We start from the raw sequence: 23,121 nt of genomic DNA, 5'->3' as shown, positions 1-23,121 counted from the left end.
ACCATTCTAACACTTATGTGGGGTGTATATTCAATGACTCGATACAGACGCTGGCATTATTGCCGCAAAGCTATGCCGAGTAACTTGGCAGTTAGGACGAGCGTTGAGAAAGGGCTGGCAAGATAATGAGCCAACTGATACATCAGCCGCGCCGTGCTAGTCGGTTGACAAAATCGAACCGTCATCGCCACGGCTGATGATCAACTGCCTGCTACTGACCTATAACGTTGGTATCTTTCTTGGTTTTTTTCGCCGCTTTCTTTTCTTTCGCGGTCAGTAACGGCTTTTTTTTGTTCTCTTTGGTACTGTGCTGTTCTTTACTCATGACGGTTTCTCCAGGAAACGGGTGACACTGTTGGTCAAACTCTGTAATCGGTCTGCGAACAGGCATACAGCGCTAAAGCATCGTGAACGCTGCTTGCTAGTGAATTATGGCCCTAACGGCTACGAAGTAAAGACTGTTCTCTGGCCATGGCGTCGGCACCGCCCGCCTCGACACGGCTCAGGCGCACAAGTCGCCATCCGGATCAGATCCGGTCTATGCAACGCCCTAGAGATATCGACTGCGAATATGGGCCAAAAAATGCGCCGAATTAAGCGTTTCACCGGTCGCCTGAACCATCAGGTCGTCATAACTCAGAGACCGACCCTGGTGCCAGATATTGTCCGATAACCAACTGAAGACGGGTTCCAAATTGAGCTCGGCAATCAGCTCCGGCGCCTTCGGCACGGCCTTGAGCAGGGCGGCATGCAATTGGGCCGCATTCATCGCGCCCAGGGTATAGGACGGGAAATAACCGATGGCGCCGGCCGGCCAGTGAATATCCTGCATCGGCCCATCACGATAGTTACCCTCGGTGTTCAAGCCCAGATAGCGGTGCATCGCCTCATCCCAGCGCCCCGGTATATCCTTAACCTGTGCCGTCCCGGCAATCAGGTCGCGTTCAAGCTCATAACGGAGGATCACATGCAGGGGGTAGGTGACCTCGTCGGCATTGACCCGAATCAAACCCGGTTCGACATGGGTATAGAGCCGACGCATGTTGTCGGCCGCAAAGGCGGGATCCGCGCCCAGATATTGCCTGACTCGCGGCGCGATGGCATCGATAAAGACTTGCGAGCGGCCGAGCTGCATTTCAAAAAACAGGCTCTGGCTCTCGTGTACGCCCATGCCCATACTGCCCCCAACCGGCTGATGGCGCCAAGCTTCGGGCAAGCCGGCTTCGTAACGGGCGTGACCGGTTTCATGAATAATGGCCATCAGGCCTTCGATGACATTATCTTCATCATAGCGGGCGGTGACTCGGCTGTCCTCACTGACCCCACCGCTAAAGGGATGACCCGTTTCATCGAGGCGTCCGGCGTCGAAATCAAAACCCAAGACCCTCATCAATTCGCGCGCCAACTCGATTTGCTTGGCCTTGGCAACCGGCTGTGACTGGCGAATCAGCGGTGGTTGGCTGCTTTGTCGCGCGCGGATCTGTTCAAGTAGACTCGGCAATTCCGTTTTCAACTGGGCGAACAGCGGATCGATCCGTTTCATCCGAGTGCCGGGATCGAAGATATCCAGCAGGGCATCGTAGTCGCTCTGGTAGCCTCGCTCATCCTGCAGGGCGGCGCGTAATGCCTGAGCCTTTTCTTTGGCCAGATCAAAAACGGTCTGCAATAGGGGTTCGAAGTCGCGCCAGTTATTGTCACGGCGCATCTGCCGCCAGGCATGCTCACACTCATTAGTGGCCATGGCTTCGGCGGCGACCAAATCTTTCGGGATAGCGCAGGCACGCTGCCAATCGAGGCGCATCTCGCGCAGATTGGCATGTTGCCAGTCGGCGAGCAGATCTTGCCGATCGTTGGCCGCGGCAAAGGCCTCCACCAAGGCCGGTGCCTGCAATATTTCCGCACTCATCACAGACAGTTCGGCCAACGCCAAGCCCCGTGCCTGATTGGCCTTAGGCGGCATCATAACTTGCTGATCCCAACCTAACAGGGCATTGGCATGGCCCAACTGCGCCAGCCGGTAGAAGGTCTTGCTCAGTAGTTCGTAACTCATATGGGATCACCCTCGATTGGCAAATAGCTCAGAATGCGGTGTAAAAGTCGTACGTTAGTCGATCGAATCTTGTAGTTGTCGACTAATTTGGCCAGTATATCGGCAAATTCGACCTTCGGTACACCCAACCCATGCAGCTCATCGATGTCAGCGTCACGATTCAGAACCAGACCATTCTCGACCGAATCAATTGGCATGTGCCGGCCGGTCAATCGTGGGTTGTGCTGGGCACTAATGCCAGCGGTAAAAGCACCCTGGCGCGCCTGTTGACCGGCGAAATACATTGCTCACAAGGCCGTCTCGACGACCCGATTGCCGGCACGGCCTGGGTCTCACTGGAATCGCAGCAAGAACTCTATGAACGGGAGCTCTATCGAGATGACACCGACTTTCTCGACCATATCGATGACGGCACACCGGTCAGCGCCCTATTAGCGGAAATTGCCCCCTGGTCAGCGCAGCACGATCGTCTGGTTGCGTTGCTCAAGCTGACGCCCCTACTTCAGCGCGGTTATCGGGTGCTCAGTGCCGGAGAGGGGCGCCGCGTCATGCTCGCCCGTGCCCTGCTGGCGCAACCGGCACTGCTAATTTTGGATGAGCCATTCGAAGGGCTGGATCAAGCCAGTCGCTTGGATTTACACCGGGTGCTGGCCGAGCTGATCCAACAGGGCCAACAGCTGATGCTGTTAATCAATCAACTGAGCGACCTGGTGGTCGGCTTTCCTTATCTGGCTTTATTAAATAAGGGTGCAATGCTGTTTAGTGGTGCCATGCCGAGCGATATCGAGCAAGCCTGGCAGCAGCTGTTGGCCGTCGGTCGTCCCATGGCGGCCCTGCCGCCGCGCCAATCAGCCTTTCAATTGGCCCATTGGCCGGAGCATAAGCCATTAATCGATCTGGTCGATGGTTTCGTCCAATATGACGAGACTTATCAGTTCCAGGATTTCAATTGGCAGTTGCGACCCGGCAGCCATACCCAGGTGCGCGGCCCCAATGGGTGCGGTAAATCGACCCTCCTAGGCTTGATCACCGGCGACCATCCGCAATGCTATCGGAATCAATTAAAGGTACTCGGCTACCAACGCGGGCAGGGTGAGAGCATCTGGCAAATCAAGAAACATCTGGGCCTTGTCTCGGGCAATTTACATCGCGATTATCGCGTATCGGGCAATGTGCTGACCGCCGTATTATCGGGCCTGACCGATTCGATCGGCGTTTACCAGAGTGTCGGCACCAGCGAGACTGAGCTGGCCAAAAGTTGGCTGGCCCTGATCGGCCTGGCCGATAAGGCACAGCGGCCCTTTAAGGCATTGTCGATGGGCGAGCAGCGCCTGGTACTGATCGCGCGGGCACTGATCAAACAACCGCCGCTGCTGATTCTCGATGAGCCCACTCAGGGCTTGGATGATTTTAACCGCTTCTATGTACTCGATGTGGTGGCGCGCATCTTGGCGCAGGGCCCGACCACGTTGTTGTTCGTGTCCCATCGGCAAGACGAAACGCTGGCCTGCATTGAGCAGAACCTGGTGTTTGAACCCGATACCACCGGCCAAGCCCTGTTCCGCATCGTGCCGGATTAACACTGGCGCACTCAATCGGTCGCGGCGCGGCACGCGCCATAGGGCCGATTAAGGGGCCAGGTTAGCTGGCTTAAAAGAGCTGGCTTTGACCGCCGTGCATCAGCGCTTCGATGTCGGCCGCTTCCTTGGGCACATCCTTGCTGAGCACGTCACAGCCGTCTTTGGTGACCACTACATCGTCTTCGATGCGCACTCCGATGCCGCGCCATTTCGCCTCAACGGCCATATTCGATGGCGATATGTAGATGCCCGGCTCAACCGTTAACACCATGCCGACTTCGAGCACGCGCCACTGGCCGCCCAGCTTGTAGCTGCCCACATCGTGCACATCCAAGCCCAGCCAATGGCCGGTCTTGTGCATGAAAAATTCTTTGTAAGCCTCGGTCGCAATCAGCTGCTCTACCGTGCCGGTCAGCAGTCCCAACTCGAGTAGCCCGGCGGTGATCACGGCTAGTGTCGCTTCATGGGCTTCATTCCAATGCGCACCGGCACGGATCGCGGCGATCGCCGCATATTGGGATGCCAACACCAGATCGTAGATCGCGCGTTGCTCTGGGCTAAAGGTGCCACCAACCGGAAAGGTGCGGGTGATATCGGAGGCGTAATATTGCAGTTCCGCGCCGGCATCGATCAACACCAGATCGCCGTCCTGCAATTTTTGATTGTTTTCAACATAGTGCAGAATGCAGGCGTTATCGCCACCGCCAACAATGGCGCTGTAAGCCGGACGCGGACTGCCGGCGAGCATAAAGTCGTGTTCGATTTCCGCCTGCAGTTGGTATTCCCAAACCCCCGGCTTGCAGGCTTTCATTGCCCGCACATGGGCCTTGGCGCTGATGTTAGCGGCATCGGCCATAATAGCGATTTCCTGACGCGATTTGATCAGGCGCATATCGTGCAATAGGTGGGCAATATCGGAAAAGTCATCGGGCGGCACGGCACCCTGACGCACCTTGCCGCGAATCTGATTGAGCCAACCCATGAGCCGATTATCGAACGCGGTGTTGACGCCCATATGGGCATAAACCCGCGCTCGACCCTCCATCAGACCGGGCAGAATGTCGTCCAGGTCATCGATTGGAAAGGCATCATCGGCGCCGAAGTCCGCCACCACCCCATCGGGACCGGCGCGATAGCCGTCCCAAATCTCCCGCTCTTTGTTTTTATCTCGAACAAAGAGCACATATTCGGCGGCTTCACGGCCGGGCATCAAGACGCAGAGCGCGTCCGGTTCACCAAAACCGGTCAGGTATTGAAAATCGCTATTTTGCCGAAAGGGGTAGTAGACATCGTTGTTGCGAATCTGTTCGATAGCCGATGGGATAATAGCGATACTGCCCGGGTCCATCTGCTCCATCAGGCGCAGTCGGCGTTCTCGATGTTCGTTCTGGCTGATCGTTTTCATTGGGGGCTCCCTTCTAATGGACCAGTTGATCGTCTACTGAATCTGGCTGAGGTTCGTTGTATTCCAAAAACACCGTGAGCGCACTCAGGCGGACGTGTTCGGAGATCGCTAGAAAGTCACTTTCACCACTGGCCAACTCTTCACCGCTGTCGGCATCCACCTGCGCAATTTCAGCCAGATCTTCTAGAATTTCTTGCAAGGTGGCGGGCATGTCGCTGATCTCGGTGACCACACCGGTTGAACCAAAGGCACCTAGGAAGCAGCCAGCCCATTCGCTGAGGGCAACGAGTCGGTCCGCTAACGGCGCGTCCTCATCCGGCAGCAGCAGACTAAAAGCGAGCCCTTCATCTTGTAACTCGCCGAGGGTTTTAAAATAAAGACCCTGTAACACGGTGATATGGGCCTCCAGGAGCGCCTCGCTGGGCGCCATCTGGTCCAACGCCCAGTCCAGCCAGTCGTCCTGGCTCATGCGTTTTCCGGCCGACAGCACCCCAGCTAAGGAGCCATGTAAATAGTTCGGCGCAAGACTTGAACCGATCTTTCTAAAGAGGATTGCAAGGTCGGCGTACTGCAGTTCAATACCGGATTGATCGCTAACGGTCATGGATGCTCCAAGGCAAAACGGGTGCGCCGCGGATGGCAGGGCCCACTATTTGGGTAAATTAGACTAAAGCCGTCATGCTATCATGCTCAACTACTGGAATCAGTGACTGGCGACTAATTTTCCACTCGAGCGAAAACCAAGCGACTGCATTTGGATGTCACGCTAGACTATTGTTTTAACGGATTTTCAATCTATTAAAGAGCTATAGTGACATTTGGCTTAAGTTCTCACACAATGAGGCTGCCTTGCACCGAAGTGTATTCGTTTTATCGTTATTTTAGGATTTGGTACTCAATGTCGAATCAGGATTTTTTAGCGCTCGAAGTCAAGATCGACGCGCTGATCAAAGAATATAAACGGCTCGAGCAGGAAAAACACCTGTTACAAGCCGAGCGCGCAGCATGGAAAGCCGAGCGAGCTCGGTTGATAAAACAGAACGAATTGGCTCGGTCGAGGGTTGAAACAATGATCGAACGGCTTAAGGCCATGGAGCATCCCAATGACTGAACAAAAAACGCTATCGGTTTCCATCCTGGATCGCGACTACCGCGTGGCCTGCCCGCCCGGCCAGGAAAAGCAACTGTCCGATGCGGCCAGCACCCTGAATGAAAAGATGAAAGAAATTCGTGATACCGGCCGAGTCTTTGGCGTGGAACGCATCGCAGTTATGGCGGCTCTCAATCTGACCCACGAGCTGCTCGAAGCGAAACCGAGCAATGATAACGATCGCTCGGCTATCGCTCGGTTGAGTGCCAAGCTGGATGCTGCGATGCCGTTTCAGGATAAGGATGCCAGCGGATTCAACTTCCAAGACGATCGTGAATTTTAATATTCTGTTGGTGCCGGCAATAGCGCTAGCCACTGATGCAAAGTGCCAATAAATTGACGAATAGCCCTGACCTCAGTATAGGTAATTTCTCCTAATATTCTTATTACTCCGGCCATAACCTTTGTAGATCTAAATCATCGCTAATAAGCTCACCTGACGGTGCCGATTTTTTGACCATTTATTCTTGGCAGTACCATACTCCCTCCGCTTGGCTGGAGCCCTAAGCGCCACTAGCCTCCCTGGATCGCGCTGCACAAAAAACATCAACTGCCTGCAACCCCCTAATTCCGGCCGATTGGGCATGATTCCACGGTATGGAATGGAGTTTTTAAAAATTAATTCCAATGTCAAGACTGTCTTTTTTCTAAATACCCTTATACTTAAAGCAATCCCTGGACTATTTGCCAGTCGCGAAAAGTCCTCGAGCCTATTTTACGAATTTAGGGGGTTTTCAGCCGATGATGTGTGCATGTCTGCTCTGCAGAAAGCCTAATTCATCGCGAAGGTCCCCGCCTTGAACTGCTTGGTTCAAGGTCTGACGTGATAGCGGTAGTCTGGGGTATTAATTTTTTGGCCATTGCGCCACGCCATCTCAGCAAGATGGTCCGATAGCGGTTTTCATCCCCCCCCCTTTCGTGCACGATTGGCTTACTTTCTTGTGTCAGAGCCGCCATGAACACCCTAACTGCCAAAGTTCAACTTCGAAAGCAGCTGCGTGCGAGTCGGCGTAGTCTCACTGCCGAACAACAGGCGCTGGCCTCTGAGCGTTTATTAACAGTCCTTAGACCTCTGCTCGGCCAAGGCAGCAAGCCGCGTATCGCACTCTATACCGCAATGGATGGTGAAATAGACCTGTCACCTCTGATCGCAGCCTGTCGACGTTGGCGCATCGAACTCTATTTACCGGTCCTGCATCGCTTTAAGAACAGCCTACTTTTTGCCCGCTATGATGCTGATAGCCCGATGCAAGCCAATAAGTACGGCATCCCAGAGCCCTATCAAACCGCCCTGGTCAAGCCTTGGCAGCTTAATCTGGTGCTCTTGCCGCTGGTCGGCTTCGATCCACAGGGGGGCCGTTTGGGCATGGGCGGTGGCTACTACGATCGAACCTTTGCCGGTGCGGCACACTGGCCAAGACGCCCTGCCATGCTCGGCGTGGCCCATGAATGCCAGAAGGTCGCTCGTATACCACTGGAGCCTTGGGATATACAGCTCGATGCCATCGTCAGTGACGCTCGGGTCTATCGAAAGGGCCCCATCCAGGCCAACTAATTCAGGCCAACCAGCGCCGACCCACCTCTGAGGAATCCAGCATGACCGCCGCCATCTGGTTACTGAAAACCGAACCGGACCAGTTCTCTATTTTGGATCTGGCCGATCGTGGTAACACGGGCGAGCCTTGGAACGGTATTCGCAACTATCAGGCCCGTAATTTTCTGCGCACGATGCAGATTGGGGACGTGGCGCTGATTTATCATTCGGCCTGCGCGGTGCCGGCCATTGTCGGCAGCGCACGGGTTATCAGCGCGCCCTATGATGATGTCGATGCCGTCGACCCGGCCTCGCCCTACTTCGATGTTAAAAGCAGCGCCTCGAATCTACGTTGGAGTGCGATCGACATCCAATTCAGCCAACGCTGGGCTCAGCCAGTGACCTTGGCGCAACTCAAGGCCGCCGTCGAACTGTCGGACATGCTCGTCTTAAGGCAAGCGCGTTTGAGTATTTCACCGGTTTTACCCGCCCAATACAGCGCAATCTTGGCGCTTGCGCAGCAAAATGAGAAGCAGTCGACATTCACGACACCCACTGTTTGATTGGCGTACGGTTCGGTGCTTAACTGGGGACTGGACTTATTTGTTGCGTGCTGTTTTGCGCAGTCAGGATGCGATGGACAAACTCAAACCGATAAAATTTTCATCACTCGCGGTGGCCGAGCTGATTGATAAAACCAATTGGGCAAATGAATTCAATTGGCAGGATATCCGTATCTTGGCGCGCTATTTTACCGCGTATGAAGCCCACCGGGGTCAGGTGATTTTTTATGAAGGCGCCCAGGCAGACTATATGGGTTTGATTATTAGCGGGGCCATTCGGATCAGTAAGACCGGCTCCGATAATCTGGTCAAACCGCTGGTGGTCTTGCGCGCTTCGCAAACCTTCGGCGAACTGTCCCTGGTCGATGGCGCTCCACGCTCGGGTTTGGCCGAATCATTGGGCACGACCCAGTTTGTCATTACCAGCAGGCGCCAGCTTAAGTTTATGTCAGAGGAGCAACCCCACCTGGCCTTTCGCTTGTTGTGGAAAGTTTCCGAAACCATTTCCCGACGTCTGCGCCATACCAGCTTTAAACTACTGGATATGTCCGCTTCGCAACATTAGGCGGCACAGACGAAAACCTCGCCAACGGTTAATGTGCCATGTCGCTGCCAGGTTCGGCACTGAGGACGGGTAATATCACCTCAATTACACCCGCCTGTTGAAAGGTCAGTTGAACGCTGTAGGTCTCACCCACGACAAAGGGCTGAGCCAAGCCCATAAACATCAGATGGTAGCTGCCTGGCTCAAGTATCAATTCGCCGCCGGCCGGTATCGCGACACCGTCACGCTGGTGGATCATTTTCATCATGCCATCGACCATTAAGGACTGATGCAATTCTAGGCGCTTAGCAAAGCGGCCGGAGACATCGAGCAGGATGTCTGCGCTGTCGGTCCGATTGATAACTTTTAAAAAACCTGCGGCCGGGGCACCAGGGGCACTGGCTCGCGTCCACGGCTGATGAACTTCGAGCGCGCCCTCGGCAAAGCTCGGCAGTGACAAAGTGGCAAGCACGAACAGTAACGCGGCGGATAATATTTTCATGGGTGTCTCCAATAGGGTTCAAACAGCTAATCGTCCATCGGGCTAAAGGCCCGATAGGTATTCAATTTCATGGCATGCAGATTACCGCTGAGTCGGCGGCGCTCGCGGTTGGGCACGGGCCACGAGAGCAGCATTGAAAACCGACAATAGAATCGGAACATCTGGGCTGGCGGCATGTACCGGGCCAGCCAAAGTTGGATAGTCGGACGCGACCAAAGGCGAGGACAGGCAGGTACAGCGGTCATCGACGGTGGCGGCGGGACGTTCGCCAGGCAACGCAACCCAATGCACACCCTGGGCCGAACAGAGGCGCATCCAGCCCGCTTCGGTGACACCCAAGGCGGCACTCAGAGGCGCAGCCAAGGTCAGTATCAACCAGCTGCACAGGCACAGGATGTAACCGGATAGGGATTTGATCAATCGGGGCGGCATCGATAACTTTCGTTTGTCTGAGCCACCTAAGGTAACTACAGTTCGGTTCAAGGTCAATTGGCGGCGTCTCGGCAGGTTAGAATAGGATTGGTTATTTTAATCCTGAGATCGACATCATTAAAAACCCTGAAAAAGCCGCGTTGTTGGGGGCCAGATTAACATCCACCAGCTCCTTCATGGCGCGGATCTCGGCGCGATAGGCCTGATAAAAAGACCAACTAGGCCGCGAATGATAGACCAGTCCGTCGAGCTCAAAATGCGCAATCACTCCCTTGGCGGTGGTCGGCTTAACAAAGACCTCGACGCTTGGCCTAAAGTAGGCCGGTACAACGGAGAGGATCGACCACTTGGCCATCTTGTGCCGCTCGAACAGGGTGACCAAGGTGTTCAGGCCTAACTCGGCGTCACCGTGCAGCTGCTCATAGAGGGCCTCGACCGCCTGTTGCTTATCTTGCGGTGACAGGCTATTTAAGCAATCTTTGAATTTTGGTTTTTCAAACAGGGACACCATCGACGACCGACCGACGATCTTGATCCAGTTCTGCACCACCTCTTCGGTATGGGTAAAGGCCGTCGTAGCAAAGGCTTCTTGGCATTGAGCGACCATCTTCTCAACGCGATGCTTCTTTACACTCGGCAGCAGCGCCGGGTCGTCAAAGCCACCTGGGTAGCGCTGAAAAAAATGCGTCTCGGCCTGTAGCAGGGCATCGATATTCATATCAGTTCCTGGTGATTCGTTTGGCGCCGATCGGCGCCAAACGAACTCGGTTAGGTTAATTCCTGCCAGCGCAGAATACCACCGGCAATATTGGCCACCTCGGTGAAGCCCGCTTTTTGGAGAATATTCACGGCCATGGCAGAACGACGCCCGGATCGGCATAGGCAAACAATCGGTCGGTCACGCGACAAGCTATCGGTTTGGCCACGCAGTTCTGCCAATGGAATAATACGGGTATCAACCAGCCGGTCGACCGGACTTTCCAGCTCATGAGCTTCGCGCACATCGAGGATCTGGACCCGCTCTCGGTTATTGAGCACCCATTCGACCGTCACCTCGGGCACGCCGGAGAAGGTGAAGTAAACCGGTGCCCAACTCGGTTCGGCGGGCATGGCGTCGGCGTCGGGTCGGCCACTTTTTAAATTGGCCGGCACCGCATGGTCGATCAGTTTCGGGTGCGGCAGTTGCATTGCGGCCATATAGCCAACAAAGTCTTGTTCTGAGGCGCCACCGCCGACGCGGGCATTGAATGCCTGTTCCTCGGCCACGGTGCTGACCGTACGACCATTGTAATCGTGGCCCGGGTAGATCAGGCATTCAGCCGGCAAGGTGAAGAGCTGCTCGGTGATCGACTGAAATAGGGTCTTGGCATCACCCTGTTGAAAATCGCATCGTCCGCAGCCGCGAATCAACAGGGCATCTCCGCTAAAGACCCGACTCAGATCGGTACTGACAAAACTCAAACAACCGTTAGTGTGCCCGGGCGTTGCGATCACGCGCAGTGACTCTTGGCCAAAGGCAAGCAGATCACCATGCTGGAGCGGGCGGTCGACCTCATCGGCCTGGGTCACGGCTGCTGTGCCAATCTGACAACCGGTCTTTTGCTTCAGTAACCAGGCCGCGGTCACATGATCGGCATGGCAATGGGTATCGAGGGCGAATTCCAGCTTTAGGTTAAGTTCCTTAAGCAGGGCCAAATCGCGTTGCACCCGCTCAAAAACTGGGTCAATTAAGACCGCTGCACCGGTTTCCTCACAGGCCAACAAATAGGTATAGGTCGACGAGGTAATATCATAGAGTTGTCGAAAAATCATCTGGTGCTCCAAGGCAGGCGCTCAGGCGCCGCAGGTTAAGAGACGGTGCGACCCGGCAGGCGTTACTCCGCCGTTAAGATCTTCACCCGGGTACGGCTGGTGCCGTCACTCGACAAGGCCGCCGAGACGAGCGGAAACAACTTATTAAAACGCGCTGCAACGGTCCAGGGAGGATTGATTGCAATGAGACCGGAGCCGGTCATGCCACGCGCTCCGTCGTCCGCAACGCTCATCTCAAACAATTGCATGTTTTTAATGCCCGAGCGGACCAGGCGGCGTTCCATGCGGTCAATTCGGCTGCGCTCGACCACCGGGTACCAGAGTAAAATAGTACTTTGGCTCATCTTTTTCCAGGCCTTTTCAACGGCACTGGTCACCGCGTCGTATTCCGTCTTGACCTCATAGGATGGGTCAACCAGCACCAATGCGCGCCGACTGTGCACCGGCAAGAGCGCGCTCATACCCGCCAGACCGTCTTCAAAGCGGACCTGCGTCTGACGTTTGCGAGCGCAGTTTTTTTCCAATTCGCGCACCGCCTGACTGTGCAATTCAAACAAAGAGCTGTGGTCACCATGGCGCAGCAGCCGATTGACGATTTCCGGTGAACCCGGGTATTGCTGCTTGCCCAGATCGGCGCGCACCAGATCGAGGTAGGCTGACAGCTCGGGCCAGTCTTTATCGATCAGTTTAGCAATACCGAGCTTGTATTCCCCGGTTTTTTGCGCCTCCTGCGAGTCAAGTCGATAGCGCCCGGACCCGGCGTGACTGTCGATGTAATCAAAGGGGGTGTCTTTTTTTCGCATATGCACCAGGCATTCCACGAGCAACCAATGTTTCAACACATCGGCGTGATTGCCGGCGTGGTACTGATGTTGATAGCTGAGCATGACTTGGTCCGGTTACGAAAAAGAGCATTGTAACCACCCCTGACCGAGCGCGACAGCTTTACCGTTAGTTGCGGCACCGGGTTGGCGGATGCTGAGCAGGTAAATGCACCCCGAGTGAAATTTGGAACCCTAATCACTTTGTGAGCTAGGTCAATAATATTGAAATTAATTAAACACCCATCGAGCCGAGCAACAGATCCTTCGTACTGTGTTCATTTTGAAAATATTTTTGACCCCTTAAGCGTATGGAATATGACTTTTCAAGAAGTTACTGTAAGGCGGCAAATAACCCGTTGGAACAGGCAGTAGAAACTCCCAACCTATACGGTAGCTGGCAGGTAAAAACTATGGACAGTTTAAAGACTCACGATCTGGCCCAATTGCTTGGGCTCTATTCCCCCTGGATTATTAAAGACATTGAATTGGCCAGCGATTCCAATTCACTGACCTTTATCGTTGAAAAGCAGCCTGAGAAAAATATTTTTGGCTTCCTAACTGGCAACAAAAAAGGTCCACAGGTAATACATCGTTGGCAACATATCCGCTTCGGTCATGTAAACACCTATATCGAAGCAACCCTCAGCCAGGCTGAGTTGGCAGACATGTCGGCCAATCGTCCACCGGCCTTTCTCGGTGAGGAGCACAAGACCATTACGCGCGAACTGGCCGATACCATCCATATCGCTTTCTCGCGCAATCTCAGCCCCGAGATGATCAGTGGCCTGCTCGGCATTGGCCTCGGCTTGGTCGAGGGCGAGGTGCGCGATATGACGGGCGGCCAGCAGACGCCGCACAACATCGCCCTATTGCCGCTGGAATCCAATCCAATTTGGCGCCAGGTATTAACCGATCAACTAAAACTCACCACGCGCCTGCTGCCGCTGAAATTACTGTTGTCGCGATTAAAACTTGAGGTTCACAAGAATCCCAACAGTGGCCAGGTTATGCAAAAATCGGTTGCCGAGTTGCGCACTTTTTTTATTCGTCATGCCCAGCAACTGCAGCAGGAATTTAAAATACTGGGGGCTTCGGAGAATCAGCCGAATGCCCATACCAACCCCAATGGTGGCGCAAGAAATCGCCTAGTGCTGCCTGGCACCAAGAACCCCTTATGGCACCAATTGCTCACCGGCGAACTGGACTTGGAGAGCCAAAATATGGCGCTGCGTCTGAGTCTCGCCCGAAACAGTCGGAGCTACCTGCTGACCTATGATGAATATGAGCGTTTGGATATAGTCCGCAACCTGCAACTCTTCTTTAAACACAATGCCCGCAACCTAATTCCCGAGCTGCGCCTGTTAACCGAGCTGCTGGGACAGCAACAGGATCAGACGCGCATTCAATTGCCACCGGTTACCGACAATATATGGAAAAATTTATTGCTAGACGATGGCCTACTTAATTCGGAAAAAATAAATTACCGACTGCTCTTGTCGCGCTTGAAAAGCAGTTATCGACGCAATCGTGACCCGCTTAATATTGAACAATTACACAGTTTCTTTATCCATAATGCTCAGACGATGTCGGATGAAATTAGCCTTATTAACCGCCTGGCGGCAAACCAATAATTAGGATGACCCAATGTCAAATCAAGTCAAAATCAATCTCGATAGCCAAATGTTCGACCTGGCCACGGTAATCTTAAAAATTCAGCAGGGTGAATTTATGTCCATTGCGGGTGATGAAAGCCTGCTGGCACAGTTGCCCGCCGGGAATTGGATCGGTGGCACCATTCCCTATTTTATGGACAGGGACGGCGGCAAGGTTAGCCGCGAACAACTCTTCGTTCACACCATAAATGGCACCCAACAACATAATCCACCGCGCATCACCGTCTACGATAACAATACCATTGCCCGCATTGCCCAGGATGCCCCACCCCATGGTTTTACATTGCTGATATTGCCGGCGGCATCGCAGGTGCACTTGAATTACGCCCAAAATGCACCGGAGTTCGCCAATATGTTTTTCACCCCCATCGTGGGTTGGATTTCAGGCTTCCACTTGAATGACGGCAGTGCGGCTCAGGTCGCCTTTGGTCCAAGCGGCGGTGTGCTAATAAGCCAGCAGGCGGTCGCGATCCATGTGCCCTTACCGGACAGCCAAAGTGCCAATGTGAGTATTATTAATCTGTTCGAGGAGGGTGCGGGACCGGTTATCGAATTCCCAACGACAGATTTTTCAGTCAAAGACTGTCTGATTGATGGGGTTCCCAGCAGCTTAGCGGATTACATCGCCGGCCAAGGTTTGGATACCCGCCTGCCATTGGTTGCCGATTATTCTGGTATCAAGGTGAATGTCAGCATACAACAGATCCATGCCAATACTGGCCAGGTCGAGCTCTATGCCCCAGTGTTTAAGGGCGTAAGCTATCGCTTTGCCACGCCGGTGCCGGATTATGTTCAGGCCTTCGATCAGGCCGTGAAGAAGAATGACACTGCGAACATTGCCTTTTCATGCAATTGCATTCTGAACTTCTTGTATTCCGAATTGGAAGGAAAGAAAACCGGCCACATCACCGGGCCCATTACCTTTGGCGAAATAGCCTATCAGCTGCTGAACCAAACCCTGGTGTATATGACGCTAAACGACGTTCGTTAAACCTGACTCGCTCAGTCCGTGTTAGCTGCCCGCTTCACCAATGGCGTCTGTGCAAAGCTGACACCGCGCCAACCCCGCTGCATAAACTGCCGGATATTGGCGTGATTGTCACCCTGCGGATCGGACAAGACCGACCGATAGTGTTCGGCAAATAGGCTCAGGGTGTGAATCTCGGACAAGCCAGCCTGATGCGCAAAACTCAGCACTCGGCATGAGCCTTGGTTTTCCAGTGCCGAATTGCGTAATTCGCCATTGCTGAAAGCCGTCGCGGTAAAATCAAACTCGGTGTCAATTGCGGCCAACACCTCGGTAAAGACGAGCCTGTCCGGCTGGTCATAGACCGCTGCGAGCAAGGTCTGCAAATTGTTCATAATAATATTCCTGTGGTCAATGGGCCTATTCGGCCCGATCATCGAGCGCTTGTCAAAACCCCTTGCCGGAGCTCAGCGCCCGCGTGGCACCAACGACAGCAGATAGGCCGCAATGGCATCGCGATCAGTTTGGTTCAAATGACTGGTACCCATTTCGATCACCTCCACCATGCTACCGCCCACCACATCGCCATCGGGTAGCAAGCCATCGGCGAGAAAGTAGCTTATGTCGTCTGCGGTCCAATCCCGTGCCAAGAGGGCGGCACCATGAATAGGCGGGGCGCCAACGCCGCCCGGGATCAGACTATTGCCCCCAAGGTAAGGCGGTATAAAGGCGCCCAGGCTGTTGCGCGGATTGTGGCACTCGCCGCAGTGGCCGACTGCGTCGACCAAATAGCGGCCGCGCCCGAGTTCGCTACCCTGATCGATTTCTAACGACCGGGTGGTCGCAAACAACCAACGCCAAGGCTTTAAGCCAAGGCGAATATTGAAGGGGAAGGCCAACCGATGCGGCTCGGAGGCCTGATCTACCGGTTCTGTCGCAAGCAGCGCCTGATAGAGATGCACGACATCCGCATCCGTCAGGCTGCGATAACTGGCGAAGGGGAAGGCCGGGTAGTAGGGTAATCCGGCCGGGCTAACCCCCTGCCGCAGGGCGGCTTCAAATTCCACCAAACTCCAGGCGCCAATGCCATGGCTTAGGCTGGAACTAATATTGGGTGCATAAAAATCGCCAAACGGCGTGTCCAAACGGGGACCACCGGCCATCGCCGGCCCCCCTTCCTGGCTGTGGCAAGCGATGCATCCGGCACTGTGTAACAGCTCCTGACCCAGCAATGCATCTCCCGCAGTGCTGATGGCCGGTCGTTGCTCACCCAGGGGTGCGAAATAGACAATCAACAGGATGCCTATGACGATAAGGTCAAACGCAATAAACCATTTTAAACGTCTAGACATCGGGTGCTCCTGAGGTGGCATGGGTGAACGGCAAGCCATGGATTGAACCGTTTAATTGGGCCGTTGATAGAGAAAACTGCTCAGCTCCTGGCTGCGCAACGTCGCCTTGAGGCGGGTCGCTTGGGCTCGACTCAACGGGCCCAACAGTACTCGAGTACCCGAAACGGACACATCATACCAACGGATCAACTGGCTTTGATAGACGTCGAGACGCGGATCCTCGACCAATGGTTTAATCGATGCAACTTGTCGGAAAAGTCCCAGCTGCAAATACCAGGTGTCTGCTTGGCTGACTAGCGCGATAGCCCCTGAGGCAGGCGCATTCGCGCTCTGCGTGGACTTTGGCTGGTCAACCGGGGCAGGCGCCACCGTGGCCAGGGACACCGGCCGGGCCTGTATGGCCGTCATCTGGGCTGCGCTCGCGCTCACATCGAGTTCCTCGACCTCATCGCTAGCCTGGACCATGATGCGACCGCCTTCATAAACGACCCCGACCGGATCGGCTGCGCGCACGCGAGCGTCGAGCGATGAAAAACTATCCAGCCAAATACGCAGACCAACTTGGAGCCGATACTGACTCTCACTGGGTTGCCACAAGGTCTCGGCAAAGAAGCCCACTTCGGGCGTCCATTGACGCTGAAAACCGATGCCCGCCCAGCCCTGCACTGTTGGCTCGGATGGCAGCCAGACAAGGCCAATCTGAGGATACCAATGGGTATCCCGCTCAGAGCTGTATAAGAGCCGAGCGTCCAGCGACAGTCGGGCGCCACTGTCCTCCTGCTCGCGCGGTTCCGGCCAAAGCACACCGACGCCGATCACGGTGCGGTTGCCGACCGTTGTTGCCAACGATAAACCGACGCCTGGCGCCGACAATTGGACTGGCGCCGCGCTGGCGTAAAGTGACGCCTGCCGATCATGGGCCAAGGTGGTGGTGCCCAGCAATGCCAGGATAACCGCTGCAAACAGGCCGCGGAGCCGATGTGGGCAAGCAAGAACTGAATCTGCTGGCGCGCAGAAACCAAAGACTTTTAGCGCGGTCATAGCAAAGTCAGGCCGCTCCGGCACGGTGTCAGGCATCATCCGCTCAATCGGCCAGCGACTTGCGCAGGGCTTCGATTACCGGTGCCACGTCCGGTCGCACACCACGCCATATGTAAAAACTTTCCGCCGCTTGAGCGACTAACATGCCCAATCCGTCGGCACAGGCTAGGGCGTCATTTTCGGCCGACCAGCGTAAAAAAGACGTCGGAGTTTTACCATACATCATGTCGTAACACTTGGTGCCGGCATTGATCAGACCATCGGGTAAGGGCGGCACCTGACCGGAGAGGCTAGCCGATGTGCCGTTGATTACTATATCGAACTGACCGGATAGCTCGTCAAAGGTTGAAGGCGATATGGCGGGGAAATCATCAGCCAGTTCTTCGACCTTTTGCGCGCTGCGGTTAGCGATCACTAGGTTCGCTGGATTGGCGTCTAGAAGCGGTTCAATTACCGCGCGAACGGCGCCGCCCGCACCGAGTAAAAGAATATTTTGGTGCTCCAAGGGCCAGCCCAGGTGATCACGAATATCGGTCAACAGACCGACGCCATCTGTGGTATCACCAAAGATGCGGCCATCGGCTAATTTTTTCAGAGTATTAATAGAGCGCGAACGTCGCGCCCGATCGGTCATTTCATCAACAAAATCAAAGGCGTCGCCCTTAAACGGAACGGTGACATTGAAGCCCGCATAGCCGTCTTTAAACAGCTGCCACACTCGGGTTTCAAAACTGCTGACCGGTAACTCAATACCTGAGTAGTCAAGCGTCTGTTTAGTCTGGCGGGCAAACAATGCATGAATCTGTGGCGACAGACTGTGCGTGATTGGATGACCTAAGACGGCGTATCGATCCATTTTCGACCCTTCTCTGTATTCTGCTGCAGATAACAAATAACCTAGCAACCGCTGCCTAGCTTAACCGTAGGCTAAATTGTAGTTCCGGAGTACGAACCTGTCGCCCATTTTGACACGACTGAGCCCTCCCGGCGCACGGTACCCCCATTTGACTACCCATTGTGTAGCACCAAAATTGTTAGTCAAATGGGGGGCTCTACTCGTGGGATATGAGTCTAAGCAGCCTAGGCCTATTAGACTTTAGCGCTTAGCTTGCCGAAAATCAGCTGCTCGCTTCCGATTCTTTTTCAGCGTCAGCGTCCGCCCGAGTGGTTTTGGGCAAAAAGCGACTCATCAGGAGGCCCATCTCAAACAGGGCGTACATCGGTATCGCCAAGATACTTTGGGAGATCACGTCGGGCGGCGTCAGTAGCATGCCGAACACGAAACAGCAGACGAAGATATAGGGCCTTTTGGTCGTTAACGACTCGACTGAGACAAGCCCAGAGCGCACCAGTAAGAAGGTTGCGATCGGGATTTCAAAGGCCAACCCGAAGGAGAAAAACATCTTTAGACAAAAATCCAAGACATTGGAAATATCCGGCATGATCGCGATACCTTCTGGCCCGGCGCCCGTAAAAAAACCAAACACCAGTGGCAAGACAACAAAATAGACGAAGGCGACACCGGCGTAAAATAGAATAACACTGGTGATAAAGAGCGGTATGGCGAGCTTGCGCTCATGCTTGTAGAGCGCCGGGGCAATAAAGCCCCAAATTTGGTGCAGGATATAGGGCATGGCCAGCAAGGCGGCCATCACAAAGGCTAATTTCAGTGGCACCAAAAAGGGCGAGGCAACACCCGTGGCAATTAGCGACGCGTTCTCCTTGTCGGGCAAAAGGGTATTAAGCGGCTCAACCAACACCATGTAAATGTCACCAGAAAAGAAATACAAACCGATAAAAATTACGACGATCAGGACCACGCTGCGCAGCAAGCGATCGCGCAGTTCGCGCAAGTGCTCAACCAAGGGCATGGAAAATTGGCTAGGATTTCTCGGTGTCATCGGTCTGTTCTACCTGTTGGGTGTCTGCCTTCGGCGTATAGCCGGGTGCTTCCGGCAAGTCATGAGTTGGCGTTACCGTGGGCACCGCAGCTTCGTCATCATCAAATTCGTCGTCATCGGCAGGCTTGCTGGTATTTTTGGTAAAATCAAGATCTTCGGTCTCGGCCATAATCTTTTTATTCAATTCGTCGAGCTTCATTTCTTGCTCGATCTGGCCTTGCAGCGACGTCATAAAGCGACGCGCCTTACCCATGAGCCGACCTACCGTGCTCACTACCCCTGGCAGTCGCTCCGGGCCAATCACCACCATCCCGATAACCGCTAATAGCAGCAGTTCGGCAAATCCAATGTCAAACATCCTGTTACCCTCACGTTGTTGGGTGCCAAGGCACCCTTAACGAGTTACCAAAACGAAAAACTACTTGTCTTCAACTGTTGATTTTTCGTCGGCTTTGACTTCAGAGAAATTGGCGTCGCCGCTGTCTTTCTTTTCCAGGGAGTCCGGCGTCTTCTTTTCCTCTGCCTTATCACCTTCGGTCATTGCACTTTTAAAGCTCTTAATCGCACCGCCGACATCACCGCCGAGATTTTTCAGGCGCTTGGTGCCGAACACTAGAATTACGATCGCTAACACGATCAACATTTGCCAAATTGAAATACCACCAAAACCCATTGTCACGTCCTCGCTGAGTAAAACTATGCTGGAAACCCGGTATCACCGGCGTCGGTAAAGCTGCCTAAAATATGAAAGTGCACATGGTGCACCGTTTGACCACAAGCTTCACCGGTGTTGGCAATCAAGCGAAAACCCTCCGCCAAACCCATTTCCTGGGCTAACACCGGTGCGGCCACTATCATGGCCTGAATTAGCCCCTGATTGCTATCATTCATATGATATAAGCTGGTGATATGTTGCTTGGGAATCAGCAGCACATGCACCGGCGCCTTGGGCGCAATATCCCAAAAGCCAATCAGTTGACTGTCTTCGTAGACCTTGTTGGCCGGAATTTCACCGGCCACGATACGACAAAACAAACAATCGGTCATAACTCCCCCCCTATTTAAGCCGACTGGCTTTCTCAGCCAAGCCCGATAATCCTTCACGGCGTGCCAACTCTTGGAGGATCTCGTCTGGCTTGATGTCAAGATGGCTCATCATGACCAGGGTATGAAACCAGAGATCGGCAGTTTCGTAGATCAGTTTGTCGCGTTGAGCGGCGTCCTGTTCCAGATTCTTAGCGGCGAGAACCGTCTCAAACGCCTCTTCACCGACCTTTTCTAGGATCTTATCGAGACCCTTGGCGTATAGGGAGGCGACATAAGAGCTGTCGGCGGCTGCGCCCTTACGCTGATCCAGAGTTTCGGCCAGTTTGTTCAGGATATCAATCATCTCATTCTCTGTTTAGGTGATTTTATGCGTTTTCTGCCCATTCTGAGCACCAACGCAAGCGGGGGTGATTAAATTTTTCGGGCTGTGCCAAGGACGTCAAGGCCAAACTAAGCACAGCGCGGCACTGACCAGGAGTAGCCATTGTCCGGCGGATAGACCACTGAACAGTGTCTCGACTGGGGTAAACCAAAGGCCAGCGACCAGCACCGCTAACGCGAGCACCCTACGCAACGTGGCAATTCCTTGACGCTTCTGAGTGCGAATTATGTCGGCTATTTGACTCTGCTGTCGATCTTCGGCGCTGCCGAGGCGACGCAGTTGGACCAGGGCATCGTGTATTAGATCGGGCATCAGCGGGGCCTTAGCGAGCCAGCCTGGGCCATGTTGTGTGATCGCCTTGAGCAATCGCTTGGGCCCAACCTGCTCCTTGACCCAGGTTTCGAGGAAGGGCTTGGCGGTTTGCCAAAGATCCAACTGAGGATAGAGCTGGCGACCCAAGCCCTCGATATTCAGAAGGGTTTTTTGCAGCAGGACCAGCTGCGGTTGCACCGTCATATCGAAACGCCGCGCGGTCTGAAACAGGCGCACTAATAATAGACCAAAGGATATTTCGCTGATCGGCCGCTCGAAGATGGGTTCGCAGACGCTGCGGATGGCGGCTTCAAACTCATTCACTCGCGTCGTAGCGGGCACCCAACCCGACTCAACATGCAGCTGCGCCACCAGATGATAATCCCGATTAAAGAAGGCCAATAAGTTCTGGGCCAAATAGTTCTGATCTTCTTGCGACAAGGAGCCGACAATACCGCAGTCAATGCCGATATACTTTGGGTCGGCGGGCGTGCTGATATCGACAAAAACATTGCCCGGATGCATATCGGCGTGGAAAAACGAATCGCGAAAGACCTGGGTAAAGAAGATCCGCACGCCCCGCTCGGCGAGCACCTTGAAGTCGATTTGTGCGGCCGTCAAGGCGGCTATATCCGAGACTGGCGTGCCATAGATGCGTTCCAGCACTAGGACCTGTTTGCGGGTGTATTGCCAGTGGACCTCCGGGACATAGAGCTCCCCGTCGGCCAGGGTGTTGCGTCGCAAGGTCGCGGCATTGGCGCCCTCGCGCAGCAGGTCAAGCTCATCGATAATGGTGCGCTCAAATTCCTCGACCACCTCGAGCGGGCGCAAGCGTTTGCCATCGGCGCTGAGGCGCAACAGGCGGGCCAGCAGCTTCATCACGCCCAGATCTTTGCGGATGGTGCGCTCGATGCCGGGCCGAATCACCTTAACGACCACTTCTTGGCCATCAAACAATAAGGCCGAATGCACCTGAGCGATCGATGCTGACGCCAGAGGCTCTAGATCAAAGCGGGCAAACAACTCGGTCACCGACTGACCCAGCTGGGCTTCGACGATGGCTTGGGCATCAGTGCCGGGAAAGGGTGCCACTCGATCTTGCAAGAAGGCTAGCTCGTCGGCCATTTCCGCCGGCAACAGATCGCGTCGGGTCGACAGTATTTGGCCAAACTTGATAAAGACCGGCCCCAAGTGCTCCAAGGCCAACCGCAGGCGCCGACCTTCATTAGCCTGCGCGGAACTGAGCCAACGCAACGGCGAACAAAAGATAAAGACTCGCAAGAGCAACGGCATAGACTGACGGGGCAGCAGGGTATCGAGCCGGTAGCGACTGAAGACCCAGAGAATGCGCAGCGCGCGCACCAGGCTCATGCGCCTGGATCCGCCGTCGCGGCCGCCAGTCGCTGGGCAAGCCGACTGATCTTCGCCGCCACCCGCTCAACGTCGTTACGCGCCGTCTGAACTTGCGACTGATGACGCTGCCACAGATCACTGGGCACCAAGAGACCGGATTCCTCACGCCAATAGTTCCGGCTGGTGCGGCTGGCTGAGGCAAAGTGCTGACGGGCCATGCCACCTAAAAACCGCAGGCCGTCGGCCACCACATGAGCCGCCAGATCGCCAATCTTGTCGCCGATGGCCATTTCCCAGTCAATGTCGAGATGGGCCAGAATGTCCTGAATGGCGAAGAAGGTGCGCGTGTCACCCTCTATATTGATCTGGTGGGCCATCATCGCGGCAGTTCGGTCCGTGGCGCGCAGCACCGCGAGCAGGTCTGCTGCCGTGCCGGCGACACGGGCATCATAGGCTTCAATTTGACCGTTCTGAAAAAATACAAAGCCATTGGCTTCGATCGAGACACTAATCGCCACCTTTGGCTCGGTCACCACTAACACTAGGGATTTACCGGCTAGGGCGACCATTTTTTGCTGGGCAATCGGATCGTAGGTCAGCGCATCATTTACCAGCTTCTGCACCGGCCACAGCCATTCGCTCATGCCTTGACTCCACGATGCAACGCAACGATACCGCCGGTCAGGTTGTGGTAAGT

General features: G+C 54.5%; 27 protein-coding genes and 1 other RNA gene. 9 read left to right on the top strand and 19 right to left on the bottom strand.

The annotated features are described in order from the left end of the window. Nucleotides 1-550: 550 nt before the first annotated feature. Complete coding sequence (locus AC4FIC_RS00875) at nt 551-2,050, bottom strand: carboxypeptidase M32 (protein ID WP_100255706.1); 1,500 nt, start codon at nt 2,048-2,050, stop codon at nt 551-553. A gap of 131 nt (nt 2,051-2,181) precedes the next feature. On the opposite strand from AC4FIC_RS00875, the gene AC4FIC_RS00870 reads away from it, so the two are divergent. Beyond that, nucleotides 2,182-3,630 (top strand): ATP-binding cassette domain-containing protein, encoded by a 1,449-nt coding sequence (locus AC4FIC_RS00870; RefSeq protein ID WP_100255705.1) that lies wholly within the window; start codon nt 2,182-2,184, stop codon nt 3,628-3,630. Between the two features lie 70 nt (nt 3,631-3,700). Here AC4FIC_RS00870 and pepP read toward each other — a convergent pair whose 3' ends face one another. Then, on the bottom strand, nt 3,701-5,035 hold the full coding sequence (gene pepP, locus AC4FIC_RS00865) for a Xaa-Pro aminopeptidase (protein WP_100255704.1): 1,335 nt from the start codon (nt 5,033-5,035) through the stop codon (nt 3,701-3,703). A 13-nt stretch (nt 5,036-5,048) separates the two neighbouring features. Then, the gene (locus AC4FIC_RS00860; protein ID WP_100255703.1) at nt 5,049-5,639 is read right to left on the bottom strand and encodes a UPF0149 family protein; all 591 of its coding nucleotides are present in this window, start codon (nt 5,637-5,639) and stop codon (nt 5,049-5,051) included. Nucleotides 5,640-5,933: 294 nt separating this feature from the next. Here AC4FIC_RS00860 and AC4FIC_RS00855 point away from each other — a divergent pair, with 294 nt between their 5' ends. The 6 genes from AC4FIC_RS00855 (at nt 5,934) to AC4FIC_RS00830 (ending at nt 8,847) form a co-directional block, all read left to right on the top strand. After that, nucleotides 5,934-6,146 (top strand): TIGR02449 family protein, encoded by a 213-nt coding sequence (locus AC4FIC_RS00855; RefSeq protein WP_100255702.1) that lies wholly within the window; start codon nt 5,934-5,936, stop codon nt 6,144-6,146. Continuing rightward, complete coding sequence (locus AC4FIC_RS00850) at nt 6,139-6,468, top strand: cell division protein ZapA (protein WP_273285740.1); 330 nt, start codon at nt 6,139-6,141, stop codon at nt 6,466-6,468. Before AC4FIC_RS00855 ends, AC4FIC_RS00850 begins: the two co-directional genes overlap by 8 nt. Nucleotides 6,469-6,854: 386 nt before the next feature. Beyond that, nucleotides 6,855-7,033: non-coding RNA, 6S RNA (gene ssrS / locus AC4FIC_RS00845), on the top strand. Nucleotides 7,034-7,140: 107 nt separating this feature from the next. Then, entirely contained in the window at nt 7,141-7,740 is a 600-nt protein-coding gene (locus AC4FIC_RS00840; protein WP_273285739.1) for a 5-formyltetrahydrofolate cyclo-ligase, read from the top strand. Nucleotides 7,741-7,781: 41 nt separating this feature from the next. Next, nucleotides 7,782-8,282, top strand: coding sequence for an EVE domain-containing protein (locus AC4FIC_RS00835; RefSeq protein ID WP_273285738.1), 501 nt, complete (start codon nt 7,782-7,784; stop codon nt 8,280-8,282). 40 nt (nt 8,283-8,322) lie between these two features. Then, nucleotides 8,323-8,847: a Crp/Fnr family transcriptional regulator gene (locus AC4FIC_RS00830; RefSeq protein WP_158524248.1), complete on the top strand. Its 525-nt coding sequence runs from the start codon at nt 8,323-8,325 to the stop codon at nt 8,845-8,847. Between the two features lie 28 nt (nt 8,848-8,875). On the opposite strand, the gene AC4FIC_RS00825 is transcribed toward AC4FIC_RS00830, so the two are convergent. The 5 genes from AC4FIC_RS00825 to AC4FIC_RS00805 form a co-directional block, all read right to left on the bottom strand. Continuing rightward, on the bottom strand, nt 8,876-9,328 hold the full coding sequence (locus AC4FIC_RS00825; protein ID WP_100255697.1) for a copper chaperone PCu(A)C: 453 nt from the start codon (nt 9,326-9,328) through the stop codon (nt 8,876-8,878). Nucleotides 9,329-9,409: 81 nt separating this feature from the next. Next, nucleotides 9,410-9,760, bottom strand: a complete 351-nt coding sequence (locus AC4FIC_RS00820; protein ID WP_100255696.1) for a hypothetical protein — start codon at nt 9,758-9,760, stop codon at nt 9,410-9,412. A gap of 91 nt (nt 9,761-9,851) precedes the next feature. Further along, nucleotides 9,852-10,478: a hypothetical protein gene (locus tag AC4FIC_RS00815; protein WP_100255695.1), complete on the bottom strand. Its 627-nt coding sequence runs from the start codon at nt 10,476-10,478 to the stop codon at nt 9,852-9,854. A 50-nt stretch (nt 10,479-10,528) separates the two neighbouring features. Next, nucleotides 10,529-11,572 carry an MBL fold metallo-hydrolase gene (locus AC4FIC_RS00810; protein ID WP_273285737.1) on the bottom strand — a complete coding sequence of 348 codons (1,044 nt, stop codon included), beginning with the start codon at nt 11,570-11,572 and terminating at the stop codon, nt 10,529-10,531. 62 nt (nt 11,573-11,634) lie between these two features. Further along, nucleotides 11,635-12,459, bottom strand: coding sequence for a 23S rRNA (adenine(2030)-N(6))-methyltransferase RlmJ (locus tag AC4FIC_RS00805; protein WP_476194789.1), 825 nt, complete (start codon nt 12,457-12,459; stop codon nt 11,635-11,637). 347 nt (nt 12,460-12,806) lie between these two features. On the opposite strand from AC4FIC_RS00805, the gene AC4FIC_RS00800 reads away from it, so the two are divergent. Together AC4FIC_RS00800 and AC4FIC_RS00795 are read left to right on the top strand one after the other, a co-directional pair. Further along, a complete protein-coding gene (locus AC4FIC_RS00800; protein WP_273285735.1) occupies nt 12,807-14,027 on the top strand; it encodes a hypothetical protein in 1,221 nt (406 codons plus the stop codon). Nucleotides 14,028-14,040: 13 nt separating this feature from the next. Further along, the gene (locus tag AC4FIC_RS00795) at nt 14,041-15,060 is read left to right on the top strand and encodes a DUF6976 family protein (RefSeq protein WP_100255691.1); all 1,020 of its coding nucleotides are present in this window, start codon (nt 14,041-14,043) and stop codon (nt 15,058-15,060) included. An 11-nt stretch (nt 15,061-15,071) separates the two neighbouring features. Here the strand turns inward: AC4FIC_RS00795 and AC4FIC_RS00790 are convergent, their stop codons facing one another. From AC4FIC_RS00790 to AC4FIC_RS00740, 11 genes are all read right to left on the bottom strand, one after another. Further along, complete coding sequence (locus tag AC4FIC_RS00790; protein ID WP_100255690.1) at nt 15,072-15,431, bottom strand: HopJ type III effector protein; 360 nt, start codon at nt 15,429-15,431, stop codon at nt 15,072-15,074. A gap of 72 nt (nt 15,432-15,503) precedes the next feature. Beyond that, complete coding sequence (locus tag AC4FIC_RS00785) at nt 15,504-16,388, bottom strand: c-type cytochrome (RefSeq protein ID WP_100255689.1); 885 nt, start codon at nt 16,386-16,388, stop codon at nt 15,504-15,506. A gap of 51 nt (nt 16,389-16,439) precedes the next feature. Next, entirely contained in the window at nt 16,440-17,429 is a 990-nt protein-coding gene (locus tag AC4FIC_RS00780; protein WP_273285734.1) for an SPOR domain-containing protein, read from the bottom strand. Nucleotides 17,430-17,472: 43 nt separating this feature from the next. Then, a complete protein-coding gene (gene aroE, locus AC4FIC_RS00775) occupies nt 17,473-18,285 on the bottom strand; it encodes a shikimate dehydrogenase (RefSeq protein ID WP_100255687.1) in 813 nt (270 codons plus the stop codon). Nucleotides 18,286-18,547: 262 nt separating this feature from the next. Beyond that, nucleotides 18,548-19,330, bottom strand: a complete 783-nt coding sequence (gene tatC / locus AC4FIC_RS00770; RefSeq protein ID WP_227003724.1) for a twin-arginine translocase subunit TatC — start codon at nt 19,328-19,330, stop codon at nt 18,548-18,550. After that, entirely contained in the window at nt 19,311-19,688 is a 378-nt protein-coding gene (gene tatB, locus AC4FIC_RS00765) for a Sec-independent protein translocase protein TatB (RefSeq protein WP_100255685.1), read from the bottom strand. The genes tatC and tatB overlap by 20 nt, the downstream gene beginning before the upstream one ends. Nucleotides 19,689-19,748: 60 nt before the next feature. Then, nucleotides 19,749-20,003, bottom strand: coding sequence for a Sec-independent protein translocase subunit TatA (locus tag AC4FIC_RS00760; protein WP_100255684.1), 255 nt, complete (start codon nt 20,001-20,003; stop codon nt 19,749-19,751). Between the two features lie 23 nt (nt 20,004-20,026). Next, the gene (locus tag AC4FIC_RS00755; RefSeq protein WP_100255683.1) at nt 20,027-20,377 is read right to left on the bottom strand and encodes a histidine triad nucleotide-binding protein; all 351 of its coding nucleotides are present in this window, start codon (nt 20,375-20,377) and stop codon (nt 20,027-20,029) included. Between the two features lie 10 nt (nt 20,378-20,387). Next, entirely contained in the window at nt 20,388-20,720 is a 333-nt protein-coding gene (locus AC4FIC_RS00750; RefSeq protein ID WP_100255682.1) for a phosphoribosyl-ATP diphosphatase, read from the bottom strand. Between the two features lie 96 nt (nt 20,721-20,816). Beyond that, nucleotides 20,817-22,442, bottom strand: a complete 1,626-nt coding sequence (ubiB, locus tag AC4FIC_RS00745; protein ID WP_100255681.1) for a ubiquinone biosynthesis regulatory protein kinase UbiB — start codon at nt 22,440-22,442, stop codon at nt 20,817-20,819. Beyond that, the gene (locus AC4FIC_RS00740; RefSeq protein ID WP_100255680.1) at nt 22,439-23,068 is read right to left on the bottom strand and encodes a ubiquinone biosynthesis accessory factor UbiJ; all 630 of its coding nucleotides are present in this window, start codon (nt 23,066-23,068) and stop codon (nt 22,439-22,441) included. The genes ubiB and AC4FIC_RS00740 overlap by 4 nt, the downstream gene beginning before the upstream one ends. Nucleotides 23,069-23,121 lie beyond the last annotated feature (53 nt).

The sequence above is a fragment of the Reinekea sp. genome (genome assembly GCF_982785585.1).
This window is presented reverse-complemented; position numbering and strand designations above follow the sequence as displayed.